This is a genomic window from Ideonella margarita (genome assembly GCF_038066635.1).
In the GTDB taxonomy this organism is placed as follows: domain Bacteria; phylum Pseudomonadota; class Gammaproteobacteria; order Burkholderiales; family Burkholderiaceae_C; genus Ideonella; species Ideonella margarita.
Genome location: NZ_JBBUTI010000001.1, coordinates 225317 through 245735, shown reverse-complemented (window position 1 = coordinate 245735; position 20419 = coordinate 225317). Strand labels below are relative to the sequence as shown.

General features: G+C 66.1%; 18 protein-coding genes and 1 pseudogene. 11 read left to right on the top strand and 8 right to left on the bottom strand.

Going from position 1 to position 20419, the window contains the following annotated elements:
• Position 1 precedes the first annotated feature (1 nt).
• The 10 genes and pseudogenes from aroE to AACH00_RS01115 all read left to right on the top strand — a co-directional run bounded on the left by aroE (position 2) and on the right by AACH00_RS01115 (position 8177).
• Positions 2-853, top strand: coding sequence for a shikimate dehydrogenase (aroE, locus tag AACH00_RS01155; protein WP_341397102.1), 852 nt, complete (start codon positions 2-4; stop codon positions 851-853).
• Positions 775-1626 carry a transglycosylase domain-containing protein gene (locus AACH00_RS01150; protein WP_423221880.1) on the top strand — a complete coding sequence of 284 codons (852 nt, stop codon included), beginning with the start codon at positions 775-777 and terminating at the stop codon, positions 1624-1626. The genes aroE and AACH00_RS01150 overlap by 79 nt, the downstream gene beginning before the upstream one ends.
• Complete coding sequence (locus AACH00_RS01145; RefSeq protein ID WP_341397100.1) at positions 1623-2210, top strand: hypothetical protein; 588 nt, start codon at positions 1623-1625, stop codon at positions 2208-2210. Before AACH00_RS01150 ends, AACH00_RS01145 begins: the two co-directional genes overlap by 4 nt.
• A complete protein-coding gene (locus tag AACH00_RS01140) occupies positions 2207-2731 on the top strand; it encodes a TlpA family protein disulfide reductase (RefSeq protein ID WP_341397099.1) in 525 nt (174 codons plus the stop codon). Before AACH00_RS01145 ends, AACH00_RS01140 begins: the two co-directional genes overlap by 4 nt.
• A 427-nt stretch (positions 2732-3158) precedes the next feature.
• Complete coding sequence (accB, locus tag AACH00_RS01135; protein ID WP_341397098.1) at positions 3159-3614, top strand: acetyl-CoA carboxylase biotin carboxyl carrier protein; 456 nt, start codon at positions 3159-3161, stop codon at positions 3612-3614.
• Between the two features lie 10 nt (positions 3615-3624).
• A complete protein-coding gene (accC, locus tag AACH00_RS01130; protein WP_341397097.1) occupies positions 3625-4974 on the top strand; it encodes an acetyl-CoA carboxylase biotin carboxylase subunit in 1350 nt (449 codons plus the stop codon).
• 21 nt (positions 4975-4995) lie between these two features.
• Complete coding sequence (gene prmA / locus AACH00_RS01125) at positions 4996-5898, top strand: 50S ribosomal protein L11 methyltransferase (protein ID WP_341397461.1); 903 nt, start codon at positions 4996-4998, stop codon at positions 5896-5898.
• A 118-nt stretch (positions 5899-6016) separates the two neighbouring features.
• Positions 6017-6130, top strand: a pseudogene (locus AACH00_RS19865) (zinc-ribbon domain-containing protein); the annotation flags it as partial.
• A gap of 366 nt (positions 6131-6496) precedes the next feature.
• A complete protein-coding gene (locus AACH00_RS01120) occupies positions 6497-7249 on the top strand; it encodes a DUF3426 domain-containing protein (protein WP_341397096.1) in 753 nt (250 codons plus the stop codon).
• 19 nt (positions 7250-7268) lie between these two features.
• Complete coding sequence (locus tag AACH00_RS01115; protein WP_341397095.1) at positions 7269-8177, top strand: carbohydrate kinase family protein; 909 nt, start codon at positions 7269-7271, stop codon at positions 8175-8177.
• Positions 8178-8268: 91 nt separating this feature from the next.
• Here the strand turns inward: AACH00_RS01115 and AACH00_RS01110 are convergent, their stop codons facing one another.
• The 8 genes from AACH00_RS01110 to AACH00_RS01075 all read right to left on the bottom strand — a co-directional run bounded on the left by AACH00_RS01110 (position 8269) and on the right by AACH00_RS01075 (position 18915).
• Entirely contained in the window at positions 8269-8979 is a 711-nt protein-coding gene (locus AACH00_RS01110; RefSeq protein WP_341397094.1) for a hypothetical protein, read from the bottom strand.
• Between the two features lie 217 nt (positions 8980-9196).
• Entirely contained in the window at positions 9197-10402 is a 1206-nt protein-coding gene (locus AACH00_RS01105; protein WP_341397093.1) for a ribonucleotide-diphosphate reductase subunit beta, read from the bottom strand.
• A gap of 166 nt (positions 10403-10568) precedes the next feature.
• Positions 10569-13478, bottom strand: a complete 2910-nt coding sequence (locus tag AACH00_RS01100; RefSeq protein WP_341397092.1) for a ribonucleoside-diphosphate reductase subunit alpha — start codon at positions 13476-13478, stop codon at positions 10569-10571.
• 496 nt (positions 13479-13974) lie between these two features.
• On the bottom strand, positions 13975-14568 hold the full coding sequence (gene ampD, locus AACH00_RS01095) for a 1,6-anhydro-N-acetylmuramyl-L-alanine amidase AmpD (protein ID WP_341397091.1): 594 nt from the start codon (positions 14566-14568) through the stop codon (positions 13975-13977).
• Positions 14561-16042: a sigma-54-dependent transcriptional regulator gene (locus tag AACH00_RS01090; RefSeq protein ID WP_341397090.1), complete on the bottom strand. Its 1482-nt coding sequence runs from the start codon at positions 16040-16042 to the stop codon at positions 14561-14563. Before AACH00_RS01090 ends, ampD begins: the two co-directional genes overlap by 8 nt.
• Positions 16035-17834 carry a sensor histidine kinase gene (locus AACH00_RS01085; protein WP_341397089.1) on the bottom strand — a complete coding sequence of 600 codons (1800 nt, stop codon included), beginning with the start codon at positions 17832-17834 and terminating at the stop codon, positions 16035-16037. Before AACH00_RS01085 ends, AACH00_RS01090 begins: the two co-directional genes overlap by 8 nt.
• Positions 17831-18106 carry a PP0621 family protein gene (locus AACH00_RS01080; protein ID WP_341397088.1) on the bottom strand — a complete coding sequence of 92 codons (276 nt, stop codon included), beginning with the start codon at positions 18104-18106 and terminating at the stop codon, positions 17831-17833. Before AACH00_RS01080 ends, AACH00_RS01085 begins: the two co-directional genes overlap by 4 nt.
• Complete coding sequence (locus tag AACH00_RS01075; protein WP_341397087.1) at positions 18106-18915, bottom strand: cytochrome C assembly family protein; 810 nt, start codon at positions 18913-18915, stop codon at positions 18106-18108. The genes AACH00_RS01080 and AACH00_RS01075 overlap by 1 nt, the downstream gene beginning before the upstream one ends.
• 88 nt (positions 18916-19003) lie before the next feature.
• Here AACH00_RS01075 and ffh point away from each other — a divergent pair, with 88 nt between their 5' ends.
• Entirely contained in the window at positions 19004-20392 is a 1389-nt protein-coding gene (gene ffh / locus AACH00_RS01070; protein ID WP_341397086.1) for a signal recognition particle protein, read from the top strand.
• Positions 20393-20419: the final 27 nt, after the last annotated feature.

Below are 20419 nucleotides of genomic sequence, written 5' to 3'. Positions count from 1 at the left end.
CATGACCACACCTGACCGCTATGCCGTGATCGGCAACCCGGTGGCCCACAGCCGGTCGCCGTCGATTCATGCGGCTTTCGCGGCCGCCACCGGCCAGCAGATCAGCTATGAGCGCGTGCTGGCTCCGCTCGACGGGTTTGCTGCCACGCTGCAAGCCTTTGCCAGCAGCGGCGCCCGTGGCTGCAACGTGACGGTGCCCTTCAAGTTCGAGGCGTTCCAGGCCTGCCCCCGCCGCACCGAGCGGGCCGTGCTGGCGGGGGCCGCCAACACGCTGCGCCTGGACGCTGACGGCTGGCTGGCCGACAACACCGACGGCATCGGCTTGATGCGCGACATCCAGATCAATGCCCAGGTGCCGCTGCAAGGCACCCGCGTGCTGCTGCTGGGCGCCGGTGGTGCCGCGGCCGGCGTGCTGGGCCCGTTGCTGGACACCTTGCCGGCCGAGGTGGTGGTGGCCAACCGCACCCTGGAGCGTGCCGAAGCGCTGGTGGCGAGCCACCAGGCGCTGGCCGCCTCACACGGCGTGCGCCTGAGCGCCGCGACACTGGCTGAGCCGGGTGCCGCTTTTGATGTGGTGCTGAATGCCAGCGCCAGCAGCCTGGGCGGCGGCGACATTCCGGTGCCTGCCAGCGTGCTGCGGCCCGGGTCTCTGGCGCTCGACCTGATGTACGGCGCCAGCGCGCGCCCCTTCATCGCCTGGGCGGAAGCCGCTGGTGCCCAGGGCCGCGACGGCCTGGGCATGCTGGTGGAGCAGGCCGCTGAAGCCTTCGCCGTCTGGCGAGGCGTGCTGCCTGCAACGGCCGGGGTGCTGGCCCAGTTGCGCGCCGAGGTCGACGGCGTCGCCACCGCATGACTGGCCGACCCCTCCGGTCGCTGGGGCGCCTGGTTGGTCTGCTGGCGCTGTGCGGTCTGTCGCTGCAACTCTATTTCTTGCTGCGCATCGTCTTGATGCTGGTGCTGGCCCCGCAATCCACCACCTTCCAGCGCAGTGAAATCTGGCGCCTGGCCACCGAACAGCACCAGGTGCTGTGGTCGCAGGACAGCGTGCCCGCCGAGCAGATCAGTGACCACCTGCGGCGGGCGGTGATCGCCAGCGAAGACGCGGGCTTCGTCGACCACAACGGCGTCGAGTGGGACGCCATCGAAAAGGCCTGGGAGCGCAACCAGAAAGCCGAAGCGCGCGCCGAGAAGATCAATGCCCAGCGCGAGCAGCGCACCCAGAACACGAGCAAGGCAGCGCCGGCCAAGGTCACACCGAAGGTCGTGGGCGGCTCCACCATCAGCCAGCAGCTGGCCAAAAACCTGTTCCTGTCGGGTGAGCGCACCGCCCTGCGCAAGGCGCAGGAGTTCGTGATCACCTTCATGCTGGAAGCCGTGCTCGACAAACGCACGCTGCTGACCATCTACCTGAACAACGTGGAGTGGGGCGAAGGCGTGTTTGGCGCCCAGGCCGCCTCCAGACACTACTTCCGCGTGGATGCCGGCCGGCTCGCACCGCAACAGGCCGCGCGCCTGGCGGTGATGCTGCCGGCGCCGAAGGCTTTCGAGAAAAGGCCCGGCTCGGCGTATGTCATCGGTCGGGCCGCTACCATCGCGGCGCGCATGGGCGCAGTGGAGTTACCGTGAGCGCGACCCTCGAGATAGCCGCCGCCGCCGCCAGGCTGGTGGTGGAAGAAGGCCTTGAATACGCCAGCGCCAAGCAGCGCGCCGCGCGCGACCTCGGGCGCCATGCGGGCCGCAGCGGCGAAATGCCGCCGAACGAGATGGTGGAAGACGAGGTGCGCGACTACCTCGAGCTGTTCTGCGCCGACACCCAGCCCGTCGAACTGAGGGCACTGCGCGAATTGGCACTGGTCTGGATGGAGCGGCTGACGGAGTTCCGCCCCCACCTGGGCGGCGCAGTCTGGCGCGGCACGGCCACCCGGCTGTCGAACATCCTCATTGATCTGTATGCCGACGACATCAAGGCGCCCGAGATCGCCTTCCTCAACCGGGGCGTCGACTTCGACAGCGCCGGCGGCGAAAACGGCCGCGACGCTCCGGTGCTGAGCGTGGCCTCGCGCTGCCCGGAACTGGGCGAACGCGTGACGGTGCACTTCATCATCCACGACCACGACGATGTGCGTGGCGCCCTCAAACCTGACGCGCGCGGCCGCAGCTGGCGCGGTGACGCCGCTGCCCTGCGACGCCTGCTGGAGAACGTAACATGACCTTGGCTCGACGTGCATTGCTGGGCGCCGCTGGTGTGGCCGCCCTGGGGGCCGGCGCCTGGTGGTCGAACCGCCGTCTGCAACCGGCCAGCCCGCAGGACACCGCCCTGGCGAACTTCTGGACCAGCGAGTTCAAGACGCCGCACGGCGCTGGCATGCCGATGGCGCCGCTCCAGGGGCGGCCGCTGCTGATCAACTTCTGGGCCACCTGGTGTCCGCCGTGCGTCAAGGAGATGCCGGAGCTCGACCGCTTTGCCGCCAGCTTTGCACCCAAGGGCGGCCAAGTGCTGGGCATCGCCATCGACCAATCCGACGCAGTGAACGAATTCCTGGCCCGTACGCCCGTCAAGTTCCCGATCGTGCTCGGCGGACTGGGTGGCCTGGACCTCGTCAAGGCGCTTGGCAATGCGGCCGGCGGCCTGCCGTTCAGCGTGCTGATTGACGCCAAGGGACGAGTGGCCCAGGTCAAGATGGGCTCAACCACGGAAGTTGAGCTGGAACAGTGGGCCAAGGCGCTCTGACTTTCCAAGCCAAACCGGAACAAGCCCGACCACACCTGTCAAGAGCCCGAAGACACAATATTTTGGGTCAAGCCGTCTAGAAAAGCGGTCAAAAGGCGTAAAGTTCGCGGTCTTGAAACGGCGAGCCACCGGATGCGGGTAGCTTCTAAAGCCACTACGCATCTGTCGGAACGCTGGCAGGCTGGTCACTTGTTCGTTGGGAACCCCCGTGGGGTTGCAAGAGGTTCAGCCGTAATGATGAGAACTGCCCCTTTTTGCGGGGAGTTCGCCGACAATACGTGCAACGCAGCCAACCGGCTGCCTGCAACCTGCCACTGCGGCCCATCGGGCCGCGCGACTCGCCTCCAAGGCGGTCGGACGTCGTGGCCGGCAGCCCGCCCAACGCGCTGCCGGGTGTTTCTTTCCCTTTCTTGGAGACCGATCTCCCATGGACCTGCGCAAGCTCAAGACCCTGATCGACCTGGTGTCGGAATCGAACATCGCCGAACTGGAGATCACTGAAAACGAAGGCAAGGTTCGGATCGTGAAGTCGGGTGGCGCCATGTCGGCTGCCCCGGTCATGACCTACCAGGCCGCACCGGTGGCCGCCGCACCGGCTGCACCGGTGGCTGCTGCGCCCGTTGAGGCTGCCGCACCGGAAGCGCCTGCTGGCTATGTGGTGAAGTCGCCGATGGTGGGCACCTTCTACTCGTCGTCCACCCCGGGCGGCAAGCCGCTGGCGGAAGTGGGCTCGACGATCAAGGAAGGCGACGCCGTCTGCATCATCGAAGCCATGAAGATCATGAACGAGATCGAAGCCGACGTGGCTGGCACCGTGAGCCGCGTGCTGGTCGAGAACGGCCAGGCGGTCGAATTCGGTCAGCCGCTGTTCATCATCGAATAAGCCGCGATCCATGTTCAAGAAGATCCTGATCGCGAACCGCGGGGAAATTGCCCTGCGGATTCAGCGCGCCTGTCGAGAGATGGGCATCAAATCGGTGGTGGTCTATTCAGAAGCCGACCGCGACGCCAAGTACGTGCGCCTGGCTGAAGAAGCCGTGTGCATTGGCCCGGCAGCGTCGAGCCAGAGCTACCTGAACATGCCGGCGATCATCTCGACCGCCGAAGTCACGGACGCCGAGGCCATCCACCCCGGCTACGGCTTCCTGTCGGAAAACGCCGACTTCGCTGAGCGCGTCGAGCAGAGCGGCTTCACCTTCATCGGTCCGACCCCGGCTTCCATCCGCGTGATGGGTGACAAGGTCTCGGCCAAGCAGGCCATGATCAAGTCGGGCGTGCCTTGCGTGCCAGGCTCTGAAGGCGCCCTGCCCGAAGACCCGAAGGAGATCATCCGCATTGCCCGCACCGTGGGTTATCCGGTGATCATCAAGGCGGCAGGTGGCGGCGGTGGCCGCGGCATGCGCGTGGTGCACACCGAAGCCGCCCTGATCAATGCCGTGCAGATGACCCGCAGCGAAGCGGGCGCAGCCTTCGGCAATCCGGCGGTCTACATGGAGAAGTTCCTCGAGAACCCGCGCCATGTGGAGATCCAGATCCTGGCCGACGAGCACCGCAATGCCGTGTGGCTGGGTGAGCGCGACTGCTCGATGCAGCGCCGCCACCAGAAGATCATCGAAGAAGCACCGGCACCGGGCATCCCGCGCCGCGTGATCGAGAAGATCGGCGATCGCTGCGCCGCCGCCTGCCGCAAGATCGGCTACCGCGGTGCCGGCACCTTCGAGTTCCTCTACGAAAACGGGGAGTTCTACTTCATCGAGATGAACACCCGCGTGCAGGTGGAGCATCCGGTGACGGAACTGGTGACGGGCATCGACATCGTGCAGATGCAGATCCGCATCGCTGCAGGCGAAAAGCTGCCGTTCACCCAGCGCCAGATCCAGATGCGCGGCCACGCCATCGAGGTCCGGATCAATGCCGAAGACCCGTACAAGTTCGTGCCCTCGCCGGGCCGGATCACCACCTGGCATGCGCCGGGCGGCCCGGGCGTGCGCGTGGATTCGCACGTGTACACCAACTACTTCGTGCCGCCGAACTACGACTCGATGATCGGCAAGATCATCGTGCACGGCGACACGCGGGAACAGGCTCTGGCGCGCATGCGCACGGCCCTGCTGGAAACCGTGGTCGAAGGCATCCAGACCAACATCCCGCTGCACCGCGAGCTGATGGTCGACAACGGCTTCGTGCAGGGTGGCACCAGCATCCACTACCTGGAAGGCTGGCTGAGCCAGCACCGTCGCTGATCGGAACCCTGCCTGATGGCCATGTATGAGCTGGTGCTGAGCGCACCCCAAGCGCTGGTGGAGCCGGTCTCCGAAGCGCTGATGAACGAACTCGACGCCCTGTCGGTATCGGTGGAAGACGCCGATGCCGACACGGAGGCCGAGCACGCCCTGTTCGGCGAGCCGGGCATGCCCGCGCCTCGTCCGGGCTGGGACCGTTCCACGCTGAAGGCCCTGTTCCCCGACGAGGCGCAGGCCCAGCAGGCAGCCACCTTGCTGCTGGCTCAGGACTGGGCTGAAGGCCTGGGCGTGTTGAGCCTCGCCGCCGTGGAGGAGCAAGACTGGGTTCGACTGACCCAGTCGCAGTTCGCCCCGGTCGAGATCACCCCGAGCTTCTGGATCGTTCCGAGCTGGCATGAGGCCCCGCCGCAGGCTCAGCACGTGATGCGCCTGGACCCGGGTCTGGCTTTCGGCACGGGCACCCACCCGACCACGCGCATGTGCCTGGGTTGGATCGCCAACCAGGCGCCTGCGCTGGCGGCCGGCTGGGACCGTGTGCTCGACTACGGCTGCGGCTCAGGCATCCTGGCCATCGGCGCAGCGCTGCTGGGCGCACGCTCCGTTGACGCGGTCGACATCGACCCGGCGGCCGTCATCTCGACGACCGACAACGCCGTGGCCAACGGTGTGACGATCGCTGCGGGCTTGCCCGACAAGGCCAGTGGCGAGTACCCGCTGGTGCTGGCCAACATCCTGGCCACGCCGCTGAAGCTGCTGGCACCGCTGCTGTGCGGCCACCTGGCGCCCGGTGCCCACCTGGTGCTGGCCGGCATCCTGGAACGCCAGGCGGATGAGTTGAAGGCCGCTTACGCTCCGTGGATCAAGCTGGAGGTGCTGAACACCGACGACGGCTGGATCTTGATGGGCGGACAGCGCCCGGCCTGACTGCCCAACTGAGCGTCAAACTGGGCGCCGACCCGGGGGCTGCACGACGTGCAGCAAGGCGCTGGCAGCCACCCTCCCGTGTCTGTTGGCGCCTTGGCCGAGGCGCCGTCATGGCATCATGCGCGCCATGAGTCTGGCCACGCGTTGTGCGTCTTGCGGCACCGTTTTTCGGGTCGTCCAAGACCAGTTGAAGATCTCCGAAGGATGGGTGCGTTGCGGCCAGTGCCAGGACGTGTTCAACGCGCTCGAGAGCCTCTTCGATCTCGCGCCGGAACCTGACCTTCAGGCCACGCCGGGAAGCACAGGCGCACCAGCGCCAAGTACGCCCGCACCGCCGATGGCGCCACAGCCAAAGCCTGCGCTGATGACCGAGCCGCCGGCCCCTGCACCAGCAGCGCCTGCGCCCTCCCCGGCACCGGCGGCCATGGCGCCGCCACGGCCTCCGCCACCGCCGGCGGTTCAAGACCACGACCTGCGCGACACGCTCCCCGCCGCCTTCGACGGACTGGCGCCGCGCGTGCCAAGAGCACCAGCACCAGCACCAGCACCAGCACCAGCACCTGCGCCTGCGCCGACGACCGCACCCTCAGTGCAACCCATGGTCGCCCGGAGTGAAGGTGATTTCGCCGCCAGCCATTGGGCGGCGTCACGGCTGCCGGAAGGCGACTCCAGCTGGACGGGGATCCGCAAGCGCAAAAGCAAGAGCAAGGATTCACGGCCCAGCCGCGCCGAATCTGCCCGACACGCACCCGCCGAGACGCGGCCCGTGCTGCCTGAAAACACCGCGGGCGGCGAAAGCCAGAGTTACGCGGCCACGCAACAGATTCCGCTTCCTGTGGTGCCGGCGTTCGTGCGCAAGGCCGATCGCGCCGAGCGCTGGCGCAGCCCGCGGGTGGTGGGTGCCCAATGGGCATTGGCCGCCGTGCTCGCAGGTGGTCTGCTGGCTCAGGTGACGGGACAGTCCCGTGACCTGCTGGCGGCGCGTGTGCCGGCCACGGCCCCTGTGCTGGCGGCGGCCTGCCAGTGGGTGGGTTGTGAAGTGCAGGCGCCCCGCTCGCTAGGCCACCTGGTGCTGGACAGCAGCCACCTGGTGCAGACGGCGCGGCCGGGTGAGCTTCGGCTGTCGGCCGAGCTGCGCAACAGCGCTGCCCACGTGGTGCGCACCCCTGCGCTGGAAGTGAGCTTCACCGACACGCAAGGCCAGCTGGTAGCGCGCAAGGTGCTGCTGCCATCCGAGCTGCGCCCGAAGGACACCGGCATCGCCCCCGAATCCTCCTGGCAGGTCGACGTCGTTCTCGCCGTGGCCAACCTGCCCATCACCGGCTTCACTGTTGAAGCCTTTTATCCCTGACATTCACCAGGACACGCCCATGGCCAGCCTTGTCTGCGGCTCTCTCGCCTTCGACACCATCACGAACTTCCATGGTCGCTTCGCCGACCAGATCCTGCCGGAGCAAGTTCACATCCTGAATGTGTCCTTCCTAGTGCCCACGCTGCGCCGGGAGTTTGGCGGTTGCGCCGGCAACATCGCCTACAACCTGCAGGCCCTGGGGGGCCAGGCCGTTGTCATGGCAGCACTGGGCAATGACGGTGACGAGTACCTGGCCCGCATGGCCAAGCTGGGCATCGACACCGGTCTCGTGTTCAAGGTGCCGGAGTCGTACACCGCGCAGGCGATGATCATCACGGACGCCGACAACAACCAGATCACGGCCTTCCACCCGGGCGCGATGCAGGAAGCGCACCGCATCGATCTGCCGGTGCGTGCCGACATCCGCCTGGCGCTGATCGGCCCCGATGGTCGCGATGCCATGCTCAAGCGCGCACGCGATCTGCATGCGGCAGGCATCCCGTTCGTGTTCGATCCGGGCCAGGGCCTGCCGATGTTCAACGGTGAAGAGCTGCGCCATTTCATCAGCCTGGCCACCTGGGTCGCGGTGAATGACTACGAGGCCCGCATGCTGTGTGACCGCACCGGCCAGAGCCTGGCTGAGATGTCGAGTTCGCACCTCGCCGGTGTCATCGTCACGCTGGGTGCCGAAGGCTGTGACGTGTGGGTGAAGGGCCAGAGCAAGCGCGTGGATGGTGTTGCCGCCACCGCGGTGGTCGACCCCACCGGCTGTGGTGACGCGTTCCGTGGCGGCCTGCTGTATGGCCTGGAGTTGGGCTGGGACCTGGTGAAGTGCGTGACGCTGGGCAATCAGCTCGGCGCGCTGAAGATCGCCCAGCAGGGCGGCCAGAACCACGTGATCGACCGCGCCGCACTCGGCCTCGCCTGACCAGCTCATAACGAGCACGTACAGACGAAAAAAAGCCCGGCAGGAACCGGGCTTTGACTGAACACCCCGCCTGAGTGCGGGGTGTCGTCCATCAGGGCTTGTTGCCCGTCGGGAACGGCCAGGCGGCTGCCGGGCTCAGTGCAGTCTTGGCAGCGGGTGCTGCTGCTGCCGACGGCGCAGGGGCAGGGGCCGTCTTCTTGGCTGCAGCCTTCTTGGCAGCCTTCTTGGCCGGAGCTGCCGGGGTGGCAGCAGGCTTCTTGCCAGCGGTGCTGACCTTCTTCGCCGGAGCAGCAGCCTTCTTGGCAGCAGCCTTGACGATCGGCTTCACCGGAGCAGCAGCCTTCTTCACGGGTGCAGCAGCCTTCTTCGCCGGAGCAGCAGCCTTCTTAGGCGCAGCCTTGACGATCGGCTTCACCGGAGCGGCGGCCTTCTTCACGGGTGCAGCAGCCTTCTTCGCCGGAGCAGCGGCCTTCTTGGCAGCAGCCTTGACGATCGGCTTCACCGGAGCGGCGGCCTTCTTCACGGGCGCAGCAGCCTTCTTCGCCGGAGCAGCAGCCTTCTTAGGCGCAGCCTTGACGATCGGCTTCACCGGAGCGGCGGCCTTCTTCACGGGCGCAGCAGCCTTCTTCGCCGGAGCAGCAGCCTTCTTGGGCGCAGCCTTGACGATCGGCTTCACCGGAGCGGCAGCCTTCTTCACGGGTGCAGCAGCCTTCTTGGCCGGAGCGGCCTTCTTCGCAGGTGCTGCAGCCTTCTTTGCCGGAGCCGCCTTTTTGGCCGGAGCGGCCTTCTTTGCAGTTGCCATAACTAACTCCTTGATCAAGTTGCAAGTACACCGGGCCGCTCGATACAGCCCGGCGATCCACCGCCCGTTGGTATTCCTGACGCAGCTTGGTGCCGCCAGGCTCCCCCGGTGCGGTGAACGGGGAGGCAACTCGCATGCTCGGCTTCTGTTCGGCCTTGCTGATCCGAGTTGCGGATCTTGATCTCTCTCGTCAGGACAACGCCGGCCGCGCCGGTGGTCAGTCCCAGCTCAGTGCGCCACCGGATTGATACTCGATGACACGCGTTTCAAAGAAATTGCGTTCCTTCTTCAGGTCGATCATTTCGCTCATCCACGGGAACGGGTTTTCCTCGTTCGGGAACAGCGCCTCGAGACCGATCTGGGTCGCGCGGCGGTTGGCGATGTAGCGCAGATAGCCCTTGAACATCGACGCGTTCAGACCCAGCACGCCACGTGGCATGGTGTCTTCGGCGTAGCGATACTCAAGCTCGACAGCCTTCAGGAACAGCGCCTTGATTTCGGCCTTGAACTCGGCCGTCCACAGGTGCGGGTTCTCCAGCTTGATCTGGTTGATCAGGTCAATGCCGAAGTTGCAGTGCATCGACTCGTCGCGCAGGATGTACTGGTACTGCTCGGCAGCACCGGTCATCTTGTTCTGGCGACCCATCGCGAGGATCTGCGTGAAGCCGACGTAGAAGAACAGGCCTTCCATCAGGCACGCAAAAACGATGAGCGACTTCAGCAGCGTCTGGTCGGTCTCGGGCGTGCCCGTGACGAACTCCGGCTTCATGATCGCCTCGATGAAGGGGATCAGGAACTGGTCCTTGTCGCGGATCGACTGGACTTCGTTGTACGCGTTGAAGATCTCGCTCTCGTCCAGGCCCAGGCTCTCGACGATGTACTGGTAGGCGTGCGTGTGGATCGCTTCTTCAAAGGCCTGGCGCAGCAGGAACTGGCGAGCCTCAGGCGCCGTGATGTGGCGATAGGTGCCCAGCACGATGTTGTTCGCCGCCAGCGAATCGGCGGTGACGAAGAAGCCGAGGTTGCGCTTGATGATGCGGCGCTCGTCTTCGGTCAGACCGTTCGGGTCCTTCCAGAGCGCGATGTCGCGGCTCATGTTCACTTCCTGCGGCATCCAGTGGTTGGCGCAGGTGGCGAGGTACTTTTCCCAGGCCCACTTGTACTTGAACGGCACCAGCTGATTCACGTCAGTCTGGCCGTTGATGATGCGCTTGTCGGCGACGTTCACGCGACGTTGCGTCGGGGCTTCAGCCGATGCCGCAGCAGATGCGGAAACAGGAGAGGAAGACACAGCCGCAGACATCGAAGATGCATGCGAAGGTTGGTTCGTTGGGGTCACATTCCGCGGGTCACTGGACAGGCCAGGAGCGGTGCGTTGAGCAGGTGACGGCGGGGTACGAGGTTCGTCTTCCCAGACCAGCATGTGTGTGTTTCCTATGGGGTCGAATTATCGGAGTGTTGTGTTCAAACACCAAGCACTTCTTGACATCAAACCGATGTCGTTGTTGCAGGCCTGCATCGCTGCGAGGACCTGCAACACGCTCATCAGATCGCGTTGAAGTGCGAGACGTTGATGACCGGCTCGGGGCTTATTGGCAAGCCTCGCAACCCGGGTCATCCACACCACAGAACTTGATGTCGGTGGCCGGCGTCGACGCCGCAGCCATCATGGCCTGCGCTTGTGCTGCGACGGCATCGAGCGCCGACATGCCGGTGCTGCCACCAGAGTTCGACACGGCGTTCAGCGACGTCGTGGCGATGGTCGACTTCTCGGCGTGCGTGGCCGCCATCGTGCGGAGGTAGTACGTGGTCTTGAGGCCACGCACCCATGCCAGCTTGTAGGTGTCGTCGAGCTTCTTGCCTGATGCACCGGCCATGTAGATGTTCAGCGACTGCGCCTGGTCGATCCACTTCTGGCGACGTGCTGCGGCTTCCACCAGCCACTGCGTCTCGACTTCGAACGCGGTGGCATAGAGGGCCTTCAGCTCTTCAGGCACGCGGTCGATGCGACGCAGCGAGCCGTCGTAGTGCTTCAAGTCCATGACCATCACCGAGTCCCACAGACCCAGCTTCTTCAGGTCACGCACCAGGTACTCGTTGACCACGGTGAACTCGCCCGACAGGTTCGACTTGACCGACAGGTTGCCGAAGCAAGGTTCGATCGAAGCGTCCACGCCGATGATGTTCGAGATGGTGGCGGTCGGCGCGATGGCGACGCAGTTGCTGTTGCGCATGCCGTTGGCGGCGATGCGCTGACGCAGCGCGTCCCAGTCCATCGTGACGCTGCGGTCGACATCGACGTAGCCACCGCGCTCTTGCGCCAGCAGGTCGAGCGAGTCGATCGGCAGGATGCCACGGTCCCACAGCGAGCCGCGGTAGGTCGAATAGCGGCCACGTTCGGCAGCCAGTTCGGTCGAGGCCCAGTAGGCGTAGTAGCAGACAGCTTCCATCGAACGGTCAGCGAACTCGACGGCAGCCTGGCTGGCGTACGGCGTGCGCAGCTCATACAGCGCGTCCTGGAAGCCCATGATGCCCAGGCCCACCGGACGGTGACGCAGGTTCGAATCACGGGCCTTCTTGACGGCGTAGTAGTTGATGTCGATGACGTTGTCGAGCATGCGCATCGCGACGCTGATCGTCTTCTTCAGCTTCTCGTGGTCGACGGCGCCGTCCTTCAAGTGCTGCGACAGGTTCACCGAGCCGAGGTTGCAGACGGCGATCTCGTCGTCGTTCGTGTTCAGCGTGATTTCAGTGCACAGGTTCGACGAGTGCACCACGCCGACGTGCTGCTGCGGCGAGCGCACATTGCAAGCGTCCTTGAAGGTGATCCAGGGGTGGCCGGTCTCGAACAGCATCGAGAGCATCTTGCGCCACAGGTCCTTCGCCGGCATGCGCTTGAACAGCTTGATCTCGCCGCGGTCGGCCTTGGCTTCATAAGCCGAGTAGGCCTTCTCGAATTCGGCACCCATCAGGTCGTGCAGGTCCGGGCAGCTCGACGGCGAGAACAGCGTCCAGTCGGCACCTTCCATCACGCGCTTCATGAACAGGTCGGGAATCCAGTTCGCCGTGTTCATGTCGTGGGTGCGGCGGCGGTCATCGCCGGTGTTCTTGCGCAGCTCCAGGAACTCTTCGATGTCCAGGTGCCACGATTCCAGGTACGCGCAGACGGCGCCCTTGCGCTTGCCGCCCTGGTTCACGGCCACGGCCGTGTCGTTCACCACCTTCAGGAACGGCACGACGCCTTGCGACTTGCCGTTGGTGCCCTTGATGTAGGAGCCGAGTGCACGCACCGGCGTCCAGTCGTTGCCCAGACCGCCTGCGAACTTCGACAGCAGCGCGTTTTCCTTCAGGGCTTCGTAGATGCCGTCGAGGTCATCGGCCACGGTCGTGAGGTAGCACGACGACAGCTGCGAGCGGCGGGTGCCGGCGTTGAACAGCGTCGGCGTGCTCGACATGAAGTCGAAGCTCGACAGCACGTTGTAGAACTCGATGGCGCGGGCTTCGCGGTTGATTTCGTTCAGCGCCAGGCCCATGGCCACACGCATGAAGAACGCCTGCGGCATTTCGATGCGCTGCTCGTCGATGTGCAGGAAGTAGCGATCGAACAGCGTCTGCAGGCCGAGGTAGTCGAACTGGAAGTCGCGATCGGCTTGCAGGGCGGCGCCCAGCTTGGCCAGGTCGAACTGCATCAGCTTCTCGTCCAGCAGCTCAGCCTGCACGCCCTTCTTGATGAACTTCGGGAAGTACTCGGCGTAGCGGGTGCTCATCTCCGCCTGGGTCAGCTCTTCGCCGATGATTTCCTTGCGGATCGTGTGCAGCAGCAGACGGGCGGTGGCGCGGGTGTACGACGGCTCCTGCTCGATCAGCGTGCGGGCAGCCAGGATCGACGCCTTGTAGACCTCGTCGAGCGGCACGCCGTCGTAGAGGTTGCGGAAGGTTTCGCTCAGGATGGGTTCCGGGCGAACGTCGTCACCCAGACCGGCACAGGCTTCGGTCACCAGGGCCTTCAGGCTGGCTTCGTTCAGCGGCACGCGCTGGCCGTTGTCGATGACGAACAGGCCGGTCGTGGTCGCCTCAGCCACCACCGGCGCAGCCTTCGCACGCTCTTGCGAGCGACGCTCACGGTACAGCACATAGGCACGGGCGATTTCGTGGTGGCCACCACGCATCAGGCCCAGTTCCACCTGGTCTTGCACATCTTCAATGTGGAAGGTGCCGCCACCAGGACGCGAACGCAGCAGGGCGCGCACCACGGCTTCTGTCAGGCCGTCCACCGTGTCACGGACGCTGGCGGATGCAGCACCGCTGGTGCCGTGCACAGCCAGGAAGGCCTTCATCAGGGCCACGGCAATCTTGTTGGGCTCGAAGGACACCACGGCGCCATTGCGGCGAATGATCTGGTAACCCTGGTAAGCGCTGGCGGTGGCGCTGCTGCCCTGCGATTGGGCTGCGCGCGGCGCCGCGGCGGCGTCGGTGGTGCTGGAGACGACAGATTGCATGGTTTCCCCTCTAAATATGTTGAAAGACTGCGAGCCCGGTGACATTCACCGCGACCAGAAAAAGCTAGCGCTGACGACAGTTGTCGCCGGCATCCGTAGTGGCTTGGTTCCGGGGTCCGCCTTGGCGGACACGTCACCTCATCGTCGTCGACAGCGGCCCTCGGCCAATGCACCAAACCGAGCCGGATTCACGCTGGAATTCCGGGCGACATGCGCCGCCTTGGGGCGTGCGATGAAGGGATTTGGCTGCTGCATGTGGGTGCTGCGACAAGGCTTGTAGGTTAGCACAAGCAGACACTATATCTGGGGGTCCAGGGCACCTCAAGCACTAGATATAGCGTGAACATCCCTCTTGACGTCTCCGCAGATTTTGATCAACGGGCGCCTATTTCAGCAGCAGCACGAGGGCAGAAAACCTGCCGATCCAGCAACCATGCGGCCTCCCGGCCAATTTCCCGCGCAGAGGCGCGCCAATCAAGGCGCGTCGGACAAAAACTCAGTCTGCATCAAGCACGCCGGCCGGCCAGCGCCAGCCCTGAGCCTTGATCAAGGCACCGACCTTGTTCCAGTTGAAACCTGGACCCGGATCGAGTTTGCGACCGGGCGCCACGTGCTCATGACCCGCCAGGGATTCGATCGGGTAACTCGCGGCCAGTGCCAGAAGCAATTCATCGAGGGCTACATATTGGGCGGGCTCAAAAACCTCGCCTTCCAGGCCTTCCAGCTCAATGCCGATCGACCAGTCGTTGCAGTTGTCGCGCCCTTCCCACGTCGACCGGCCCGCGTGCCAGGCACGGTCATCACAGGACACGTACTGGGTGACGATGCCCAGCCGGCTGATCACGAAATGCGACGACACCTCCAGGCCGCGAATACCCTGGAAGTACGGATGCTCGTCCCAGTCCAGCGTGTTGGTGAACAGGCGGTCGATGTGCGGGCCGCCGTACTCGCCCGGGGGCAGGCTGATGGAATGGAGCAAGGCCAGCGTGATGGGCACGCCAGCGGGCCGCTGCCCGAAGTTGGGCGACGGGCAGGCCCGCGCACCAGACCACCAGCCAGCGCGCCACTGCGATGCGGGCGCCTCAGGCATCCAGGCCCTCGGCGTCGCTCCCACCTTCGGTGATGCCGAGGCGGGCCATGCGGTAGCGCATCTGGCGCAGGGTCAGGCCCAGACGCGCGCCTGCGGCCGTGCGGTTGAAGCCGTGCTCCTTGAGGGCGCGCGTCAGCAGCACACGCTCGACATCGTCCAGGTACACCGCCAAGTCGGCGGGCAAGGCAGCCTCCGCCGTGGTGGGCACGGCCGCCTGCACCGGCACAGGCGCTTCAGGCGACGCATCAAGGTCACCCAGTGCGCCCGGCCCGCTGTGCACGAACAACTGTTCCGGCAGGCCCAGGTCAGACGCTTCGATCAGCTCACTGGCGCTCAGCGCCACCGCGCGGTTCAGCAGGTTCTCCAACTCACGCACATTGCCCGGGAACGGGTAACGGGCGAGCCGCAGTCGCGCCTCCGGCGACAACACCGGCGACGGGAATACGCCGGCATCGCGGGCAATGCGGTCAAGCAGCGCGCGGCAGATGTCGTCCAGATCCGCCAGGCGGTCGCGCAGTGGCGGCACCTGGATGCCGATGACGTTCAGGCGGTAGAACAAGTCCTGGCGAAACCGGCCAGCCGCGACTTCCGCTGCCAGATCCTTGTGGGTGGCGCTGACGATGCGCACATTCAGCGGCTGCTCCTGGGTGGAGCCCACCGGACGCACCGAGCGCTCCTGGATGACGCGCAGCAGCTTGGCCTGCATGGCCAGCGGCAGATCACCGATTTCGTCGAGGAACAAGGTGCCGCCCTGGGCCGCCTGGAAAAAGCCGCCGCGGTCTTCATTGGCCCCGGTGAACGCGCCCTTGCGGTAACCGAAGAACTCACTCTCCAGCAGATGTTCGGGGATGGCGCCACAGTTCACCGCCACGAACGGCTGGCCGCTGCGGGCGCTGACGTCGTGGATGGCGCAGGCCACCAGTTCCTTGCCGGTACCGGATTCGCCGTTGACGAGCACGGGCGCCATGCTGCGCGCCACCTTCTCGACCATCTCGTGCACCTGACGCATGGCGGGCGAGCGCCCCGCCAGCCGCGACAGCGGGCTGGTGGAGGCCACCGTGGCCGGCCGCCCGGCCGACGTGGGCGCCGCGGGCGCGATACGGCCCGTGGCCGACGCCACCACCGACCGGAACTGCTTGGGCTCGACCGGCTTGGTCAGGTAGTCGAACGCGCCGGCCTTCAGGGCCTCGACCGCGTTCTCGGCCGAACCATACGCGGTGATGACGATGACCTTCTCGGTGCGTCCGGCCTGCTCCATGCGGCGCATGAGTTCCAGCCCCGTGCCGTCAGGCAAGCGCATGTCGGAGATGACCACGCCGTAGCGCGTCTCGCCCAGCAGTTGCCAGGCCTCGCTGACGCTGGCGGCCACATCAACCTCATACCCTTCACGCAGCAGCGTCAGCTCATACAGGGTCAACAGGTCGGGCTCGTCGTCCACCACCAGAATGCGGTTGCCGATCTGGTTGTCATTCATAGCGCAATCGTCCTTCTGCCAGCACCGAGTCGCGCCGCATCACCACTTGAAATACATTGCCGTGCCGCTGGTCGGGGCGGCGCAGGTAATCAATGCTGCCGCCGTGCCGCACGCACAGCTCCCGGCAGATGTAGAGGCCCAGGCCGGTGCCGCGGCTGCGCGTGGAGTGGAAGGGCTCGAACAGGTGCGGCTCCACGTCAGGCGCGATCAGGTCACCGTCGCTCGCCACCGACAGGCGTGCCACGCCGGCATCGGCCGCCTCCAGTGTCACAAGCACCGAACCCGCATGCTCACGGGCGTGGCGCCAGGCGTTGTCGAGCAGGTTCACGAGCACGCGGCGCAGGTGCTCCACATCAAACGACACGCCGAGCGGGTCGGAGGGCAGGTCCACGCGCAGACGGCTGAGCGTGCCCAGCGCCACACCGCTGGTGCGCGCCCATTCGCTGCAGATTGCCGCCACTTCGGCGTTGGCATCAAAGCTGGTGGACGGCGCCGACTTGCCGGGCGCGGCTTCCATCACGTCGTCGACGATGCGCTTCAGGCGCTCGACGTTGTCGGCCATGATGCGCACCAGGCGCTGCTGGTCAGGCCGCAGCGCATCCTCCTGCAGCAAGGCGTTGGCCTGCGCCACGGCAGCCAGCGGGTTGCGAATTTCATGGGCAATGCCGGCCGAAACCCGGCCCATCGCCGCCAGACGTTCTTGTCGCTGGCGCGCCAGCAGGCTGCGGAGCTCTTCCAGGAACAGCACAGCCAGCACCTCGTTGCGCACCGCGGTCTGCGCCTCCACCGATATGCGACGCCCCCGCGTGAAGCGAGCCCGCACCCGCACCGAGCGGGGCGCCTCGTCGCTGGCGGCCAGCGTCAAGTCCAGGCCCTGCGAGGGCCAGCGGCCACGTTGGTAAGCCGCTTCCACCGAGGTCACCAGAGAGCGCCAGCCCGCTTCCGCATGCAGGGAAAACGGCGGCGTCGGGCAATCGCCCTTCTCCGACAACAGCTGCCGGGCCGCCGGATTGGCCGCATGCACGCGGCCCTGGCGATCCACCACCAGCACGCCATCGCTCATCTCGTCGATCACCAGGCGGCTCAACTCACCTTGCTGTCGCGCCAGTTCCAGGCCGCCCAGCGCGCGCCCCTCTTCCCGGGCCAGCCAGGCCGCCAGCTGGCCCGCCACCAGCGTGATGAGGAACAGGCCCATGCCGGCCAGGCCCGCCTGGGGCAGCAGCACGGCCAGCTCGTTGATGCCGAAAGCCCGGCGGAACGCCACGGCCAGCAGCGCCAGCGCCAGCAAGGACGCAATCGCGAGCGCCGAGGTGCGCGACATCAGCACGCCGGCCATCAGCACCGGCAGCACCAGCAGGGCCGCGTAATTCAGCGTCGACGAGGGATCGAGCCAATGCAGTGCTCCAAACACCACCGCATCCACACCCACCGTCGACCAGCGCAGCTCATTGCTGACGGGCGTACGGCGAGACTGGCCACGCCCTTGCCACAGCCACCACACCAGTGACTGCGCCGCGTAAGCCGCGCACAGCAGCCAGGACATCGGCCCGGCGCGACCCGTGAGGGCATCAACCACGGCCTGCACCAGCAACAGCGTCACGCCAAGAATGGCGCGCGAAGCGAGGTAGGTGGAAAGCACCCGCCGCTGCGCAGAGTTGCCATCGGCATCCAGATGGCGCATCTGCCCGGCCAGCAGCCGGCTTTCTTCGCTGCCGTCCACGCTGTCGCGCCCGCCGTGCCACGACGACGCCCGGGCCTCTCCGGACGGCCCGGACTTGCCGAACCAGCTCATGGCGCGGCCGGGCCGGCGGCGCGGTGCGCCGCCGAGCAATAGGCGTGGCCTTGCTCGTCCTGCACGGCTTCAGCCGCCGGCACATGCAGGCCGCAGTGGGCGCAGGGCAGCATCGGGTCAGCGGTTGCAGGGGTGGCGGATGGCGCTTTTGGTGGAGCTTCGGGCGGCGATTCGGGCGGCACCTCCGCCGCCTGGCCGGATTTGGATGACGGCCGGCGCAACCAGGCCATCACCACCAGCACCACCGCCACGATCAACAGCAGGCGCCACATCAGACAGCCCCTGCCCCACCGCGCTGCAGCAGCACTTCCAGCACGAAGCGCGAACCCACATAGGCCAGCAGCAGGAGCACGGCGCCCGCATACAGCCAGCGCGTGGCCTGGCGGCCGCGCCAGCCGCGCCACAGGCGACCCACCAGCAAGGCGGCCAGCGTCACCCAGCCCATCATCGACAGGATCGTCTTGTGGTCCCAGTGCCAGTAACTTGAGCCCAGGCCCAGCGCCAGCGCCAGCGTCAGCACCACGAAGCCGGCCTCCACAAACCGGAAGGTGAGTTTCTCGAGCTTGAGCAATGGCATGCCGAGAGCGGTGGACGGCCCCTTCTGCTTCTTCTGGCGCATCTGGCGCTCTGCGGCGTCGAGCATCAGCGCATGCAGCACGGCCACCGCCACCAGGCCGTAGGAGCTGATGCCCAGCACCCAGTGCAGCGGCGCCCAGCGCGAATGCGCAACGGCCCGCAGCTCACCCGGAAACAGGAAGGCCAGCGTCACGGCCAGCGCACCACTCACCGCCAGCGCTCGGCGCAAGCCGGCGATCGGCACAAAGCGGCTTTCGATGCCATGCACCGCCAGCACCAGCCAGATCGTGAACGACAGCACGGGCGCAAAACCGATGCGCAGACCCGCTTCATGCGGGCCCCACACGCCCGCCCCCGCCACCAGCATCGCGCCCTGCAGCACCCAGGCAGCCACCAGCGCCTGGACCGGCCAGCGGCGCTCGCTCGGCACGGGCACGGCGGCAAGCAGATAGGCCGCCGCGGCGAGCAGCGCCAGCAGCTGGGCGTAGTCGGCAGATAAAATCATCGGCACAGTTTACCGGCGCCCCTCAACCGTCCGACGCTGCACGCATACCCGCGTGAATGTGAACCCCGCACGAAGGAGCGCAAACGCCATGGCCACTACCCTCACCGATCGCCTGTCACGCCTGGTCAAGACCATGCGCGGCCAGGCCCGCATCACCGAATCGAATGTCCAGGACATGCTGCGCGAAGTGCGCATGGCCCTGCTGGAAGCCGACGTGGCCCTGCCCGTGGTGCGCGATTTCATCGCCCGCGTGAAGGACAAGGCGCTGGGCCAGGAAGTGGTCGGCTCGCTGAACCCCGGCCAGGTGCTGGTCTCCATCGTGCAGAAGGAGCTGGCCGCGACGATGGGTGAAGGCATTGCCGACATCAATCTGAATGCGCAGCCGCCGGCGGTCATCCTGATGGCCGGCCTGCAAGGTGCCGGCAAGACCACGACCACCGCCAAGCTGGCCAAGCACCTGATCGAGAAACGCAAGAAGAAGGTGCTGACCGTCTCCGCCGACGTGTACCGCCCGGCCGCCATCGAACAGCTGAAGACCGTGACGAAGCAGGCCGGAGCGGAATGGTTCCCGTCCGAGCCGAACCAGAAGCCGCGTGACATCGCGCTGGCGGCCATCGACTGGGCCAGGAAGCATTACTTCGACGTGCTGCTGGTGGACACCGCCGGCCGCCTGGCGATTGACGAAGCGCTGATGGCCGAGATCCGCGATCTGCACGCGGTGCTGAACCCGGTTGAAACCCTGTTCGTGGTGGACGCCATGCAGGGCCAGGACGCCATCAACACCGCCAAGGCCTTCAAGGAAGCCTTGCCGCTGACCGGCATCGTGCTGACCAAGCTCGATGGCGACTCACGCGGTGGTGCGGCGATGTCGGTGCGGCAGATCACTGGCGCGCCCATCAAATTCGCGGGTGTGTCCGAGAAGATCGACGGCCTCGAAGTGTTCGACGCCGAGCGCCATGCGGGCCGCGTGCTCGGCATGGGCGACATCGTGGCGCTGGTCGAGGAGGTCACCAAGGGCGTTGACCTGGACGCCGCCAAGAAGATGGCTGACAAGCTGCGCTCGGGCGACGGCTTCGACCTCAACGACTTCCTGTCGCAGATCAGCCAGATGAAGAAGATGGGTGGCCTGGGCAGCCTGATGGACAAGCTGCCGACGCACCTGGCCGCCAAGGCCGGTCAAGGCGACATGGACCGCGCCGAGAAGGACATGCGCCGCATGGAGGGCATCCTGAACGCGATGACCGCGAAGGAGCGTCGCCAACCCAGCTTGCTGATGGACGGCAAGAGCAAGGCCAGCCGCAAGCGCCGCATCGCCACCGGTGCCGGTGTGCAGATCCAGGACGTCAACCGCCTGCTCAACCAGTTTGACCAGATGCAGGGGATGATGAAGAAGATGAAGGGCGGCGGCCTGATGAAGATGATGAAGCGCATGGGCGGCATGAAGGGGATGATGCCCCCCGGCTTCCCGGGCGCCTGATGCGGCGACGGGCGCGCGGCCCCCGCG

What these genes read in the sequence shown, in the direction of transcription:
- aroE (WP_341397102.1), top strand. Translation starts at nt 2, where the DNA reads ATGACCACACCTGACCGCTATGCCGTGATCGGCAACCCGGTGGCCCAC.
- AACH00_RS01140 (WP_341397099.1), top strand. Translation starts at nt 2,207, where the DNA reads ATGACCTTGGCTCGACGTGCATTGCTGGGCGCCGCTGGTGTGGCCGCC.
- accB (WP_341397098.1), top strand. Translation starts at nt 3,159, where the DNA reads ATGGACCTGCGCAAGCTCAAGACCCTGATCGACCTGGTGTCGGAATCG.
- accC (WP_341397097.1), top strand. Translation starts at nt 3,625, where the DNA reads ATGTTCAAGAAGATCCTGATCGCGAACCGCGGGGAAATTGCCCTGCGG.
- prmA (WP_341397461.1), top strand. Translation starts at nt 4,996, where the DNA reads ATGTATGAGCTGGTGCTGAGCGCACCCCAAGCGCTGGTGGAGCCGGTC.
- AACH00_RS01120 (WP_341397096.1), top strand. Translation starts at nt 6,497, where the DNA reads ATGGTCGCCCGGAGTGAAGGTGATTTCGCCGCCAGCCATTGGGCGGCG.
- AACH00_RS01115 (WP_341397095.1), top strand. Translation starts at nt 7,269, where the DNA reads ATGGCCAGCCTTGTCTGCGGCTCTCTCGCCTTCGACACCATCACGAAC.
- AACH00_RS01110 (WP_341397094.1), bottom strand. Translation starts at nt 8,979, where the DNA reads ATGGCAACTGCAAAGAAGGCCGCTCCGGCCAAAAAGGCGGCTCCGGCA.
- AACH00_RS01105 (WP_341397093.1), bottom strand. Translation starts at nt 10,402, where the DNA reads ATGCTGGTCTGGGAAGACGAACCTCGTACCCCGCCGTCACCTGCTCAA.
- AACH00_RS01100 (WP_341397092.1), bottom strand. Translation starts at nt 13,478, where the DNA reads ATGCAATCTGTCGTCTCCAGCACCACCGACGCCGCCGCGGCGCCGCGC.
- ampD (WP_341397091.1), bottom strand. Translation starts at nt 14,568, where the DNA reads ATGCCTGAGGCGCCCGCATCGCAGTGGCGCGCTGGCTGGTGGTCTGGT.
- AACH00_RS01090 (WP_341397090.1), bottom strand. Translation starts at nt 16,042, where the DNA reads ATGAATGACAACCAGATCGGCAACCGCATTCTGGTGGTGGACGACGAG.
- AACH00_RS01085 (WP_341397089.1), bottom strand. Translation starts at nt 17,834, where the DNA reads ATGAGCTGGTTCGGCAAGTCCGGGCCGTCCGGAGAGGCCCGGGCGTCG.
- AACH00_RS01080 (WP_341397088.1), bottom strand. Translation starts at nt 18,106, where the DNA reads ATGTGGCGCCTGCTGTTGATCGTGGCGGTGGTGCTGGTGGTGATGGCC.
- AACH00_RS01075 (WP_341397087.1), bottom strand. Translation starts at nt 18,915, where the DNA reads ATGATTTTATCTGCCGACTACGCCCAGCTGCTGGCGCTGCTCGCCGCG.
- ffh (WP_341397086.1), top strand. Translation starts at nt 19,004, where the DNA reads ATGGCCACTACCCTCACCGATCGCCTGTCACGCCTGGTCAAGACCATG.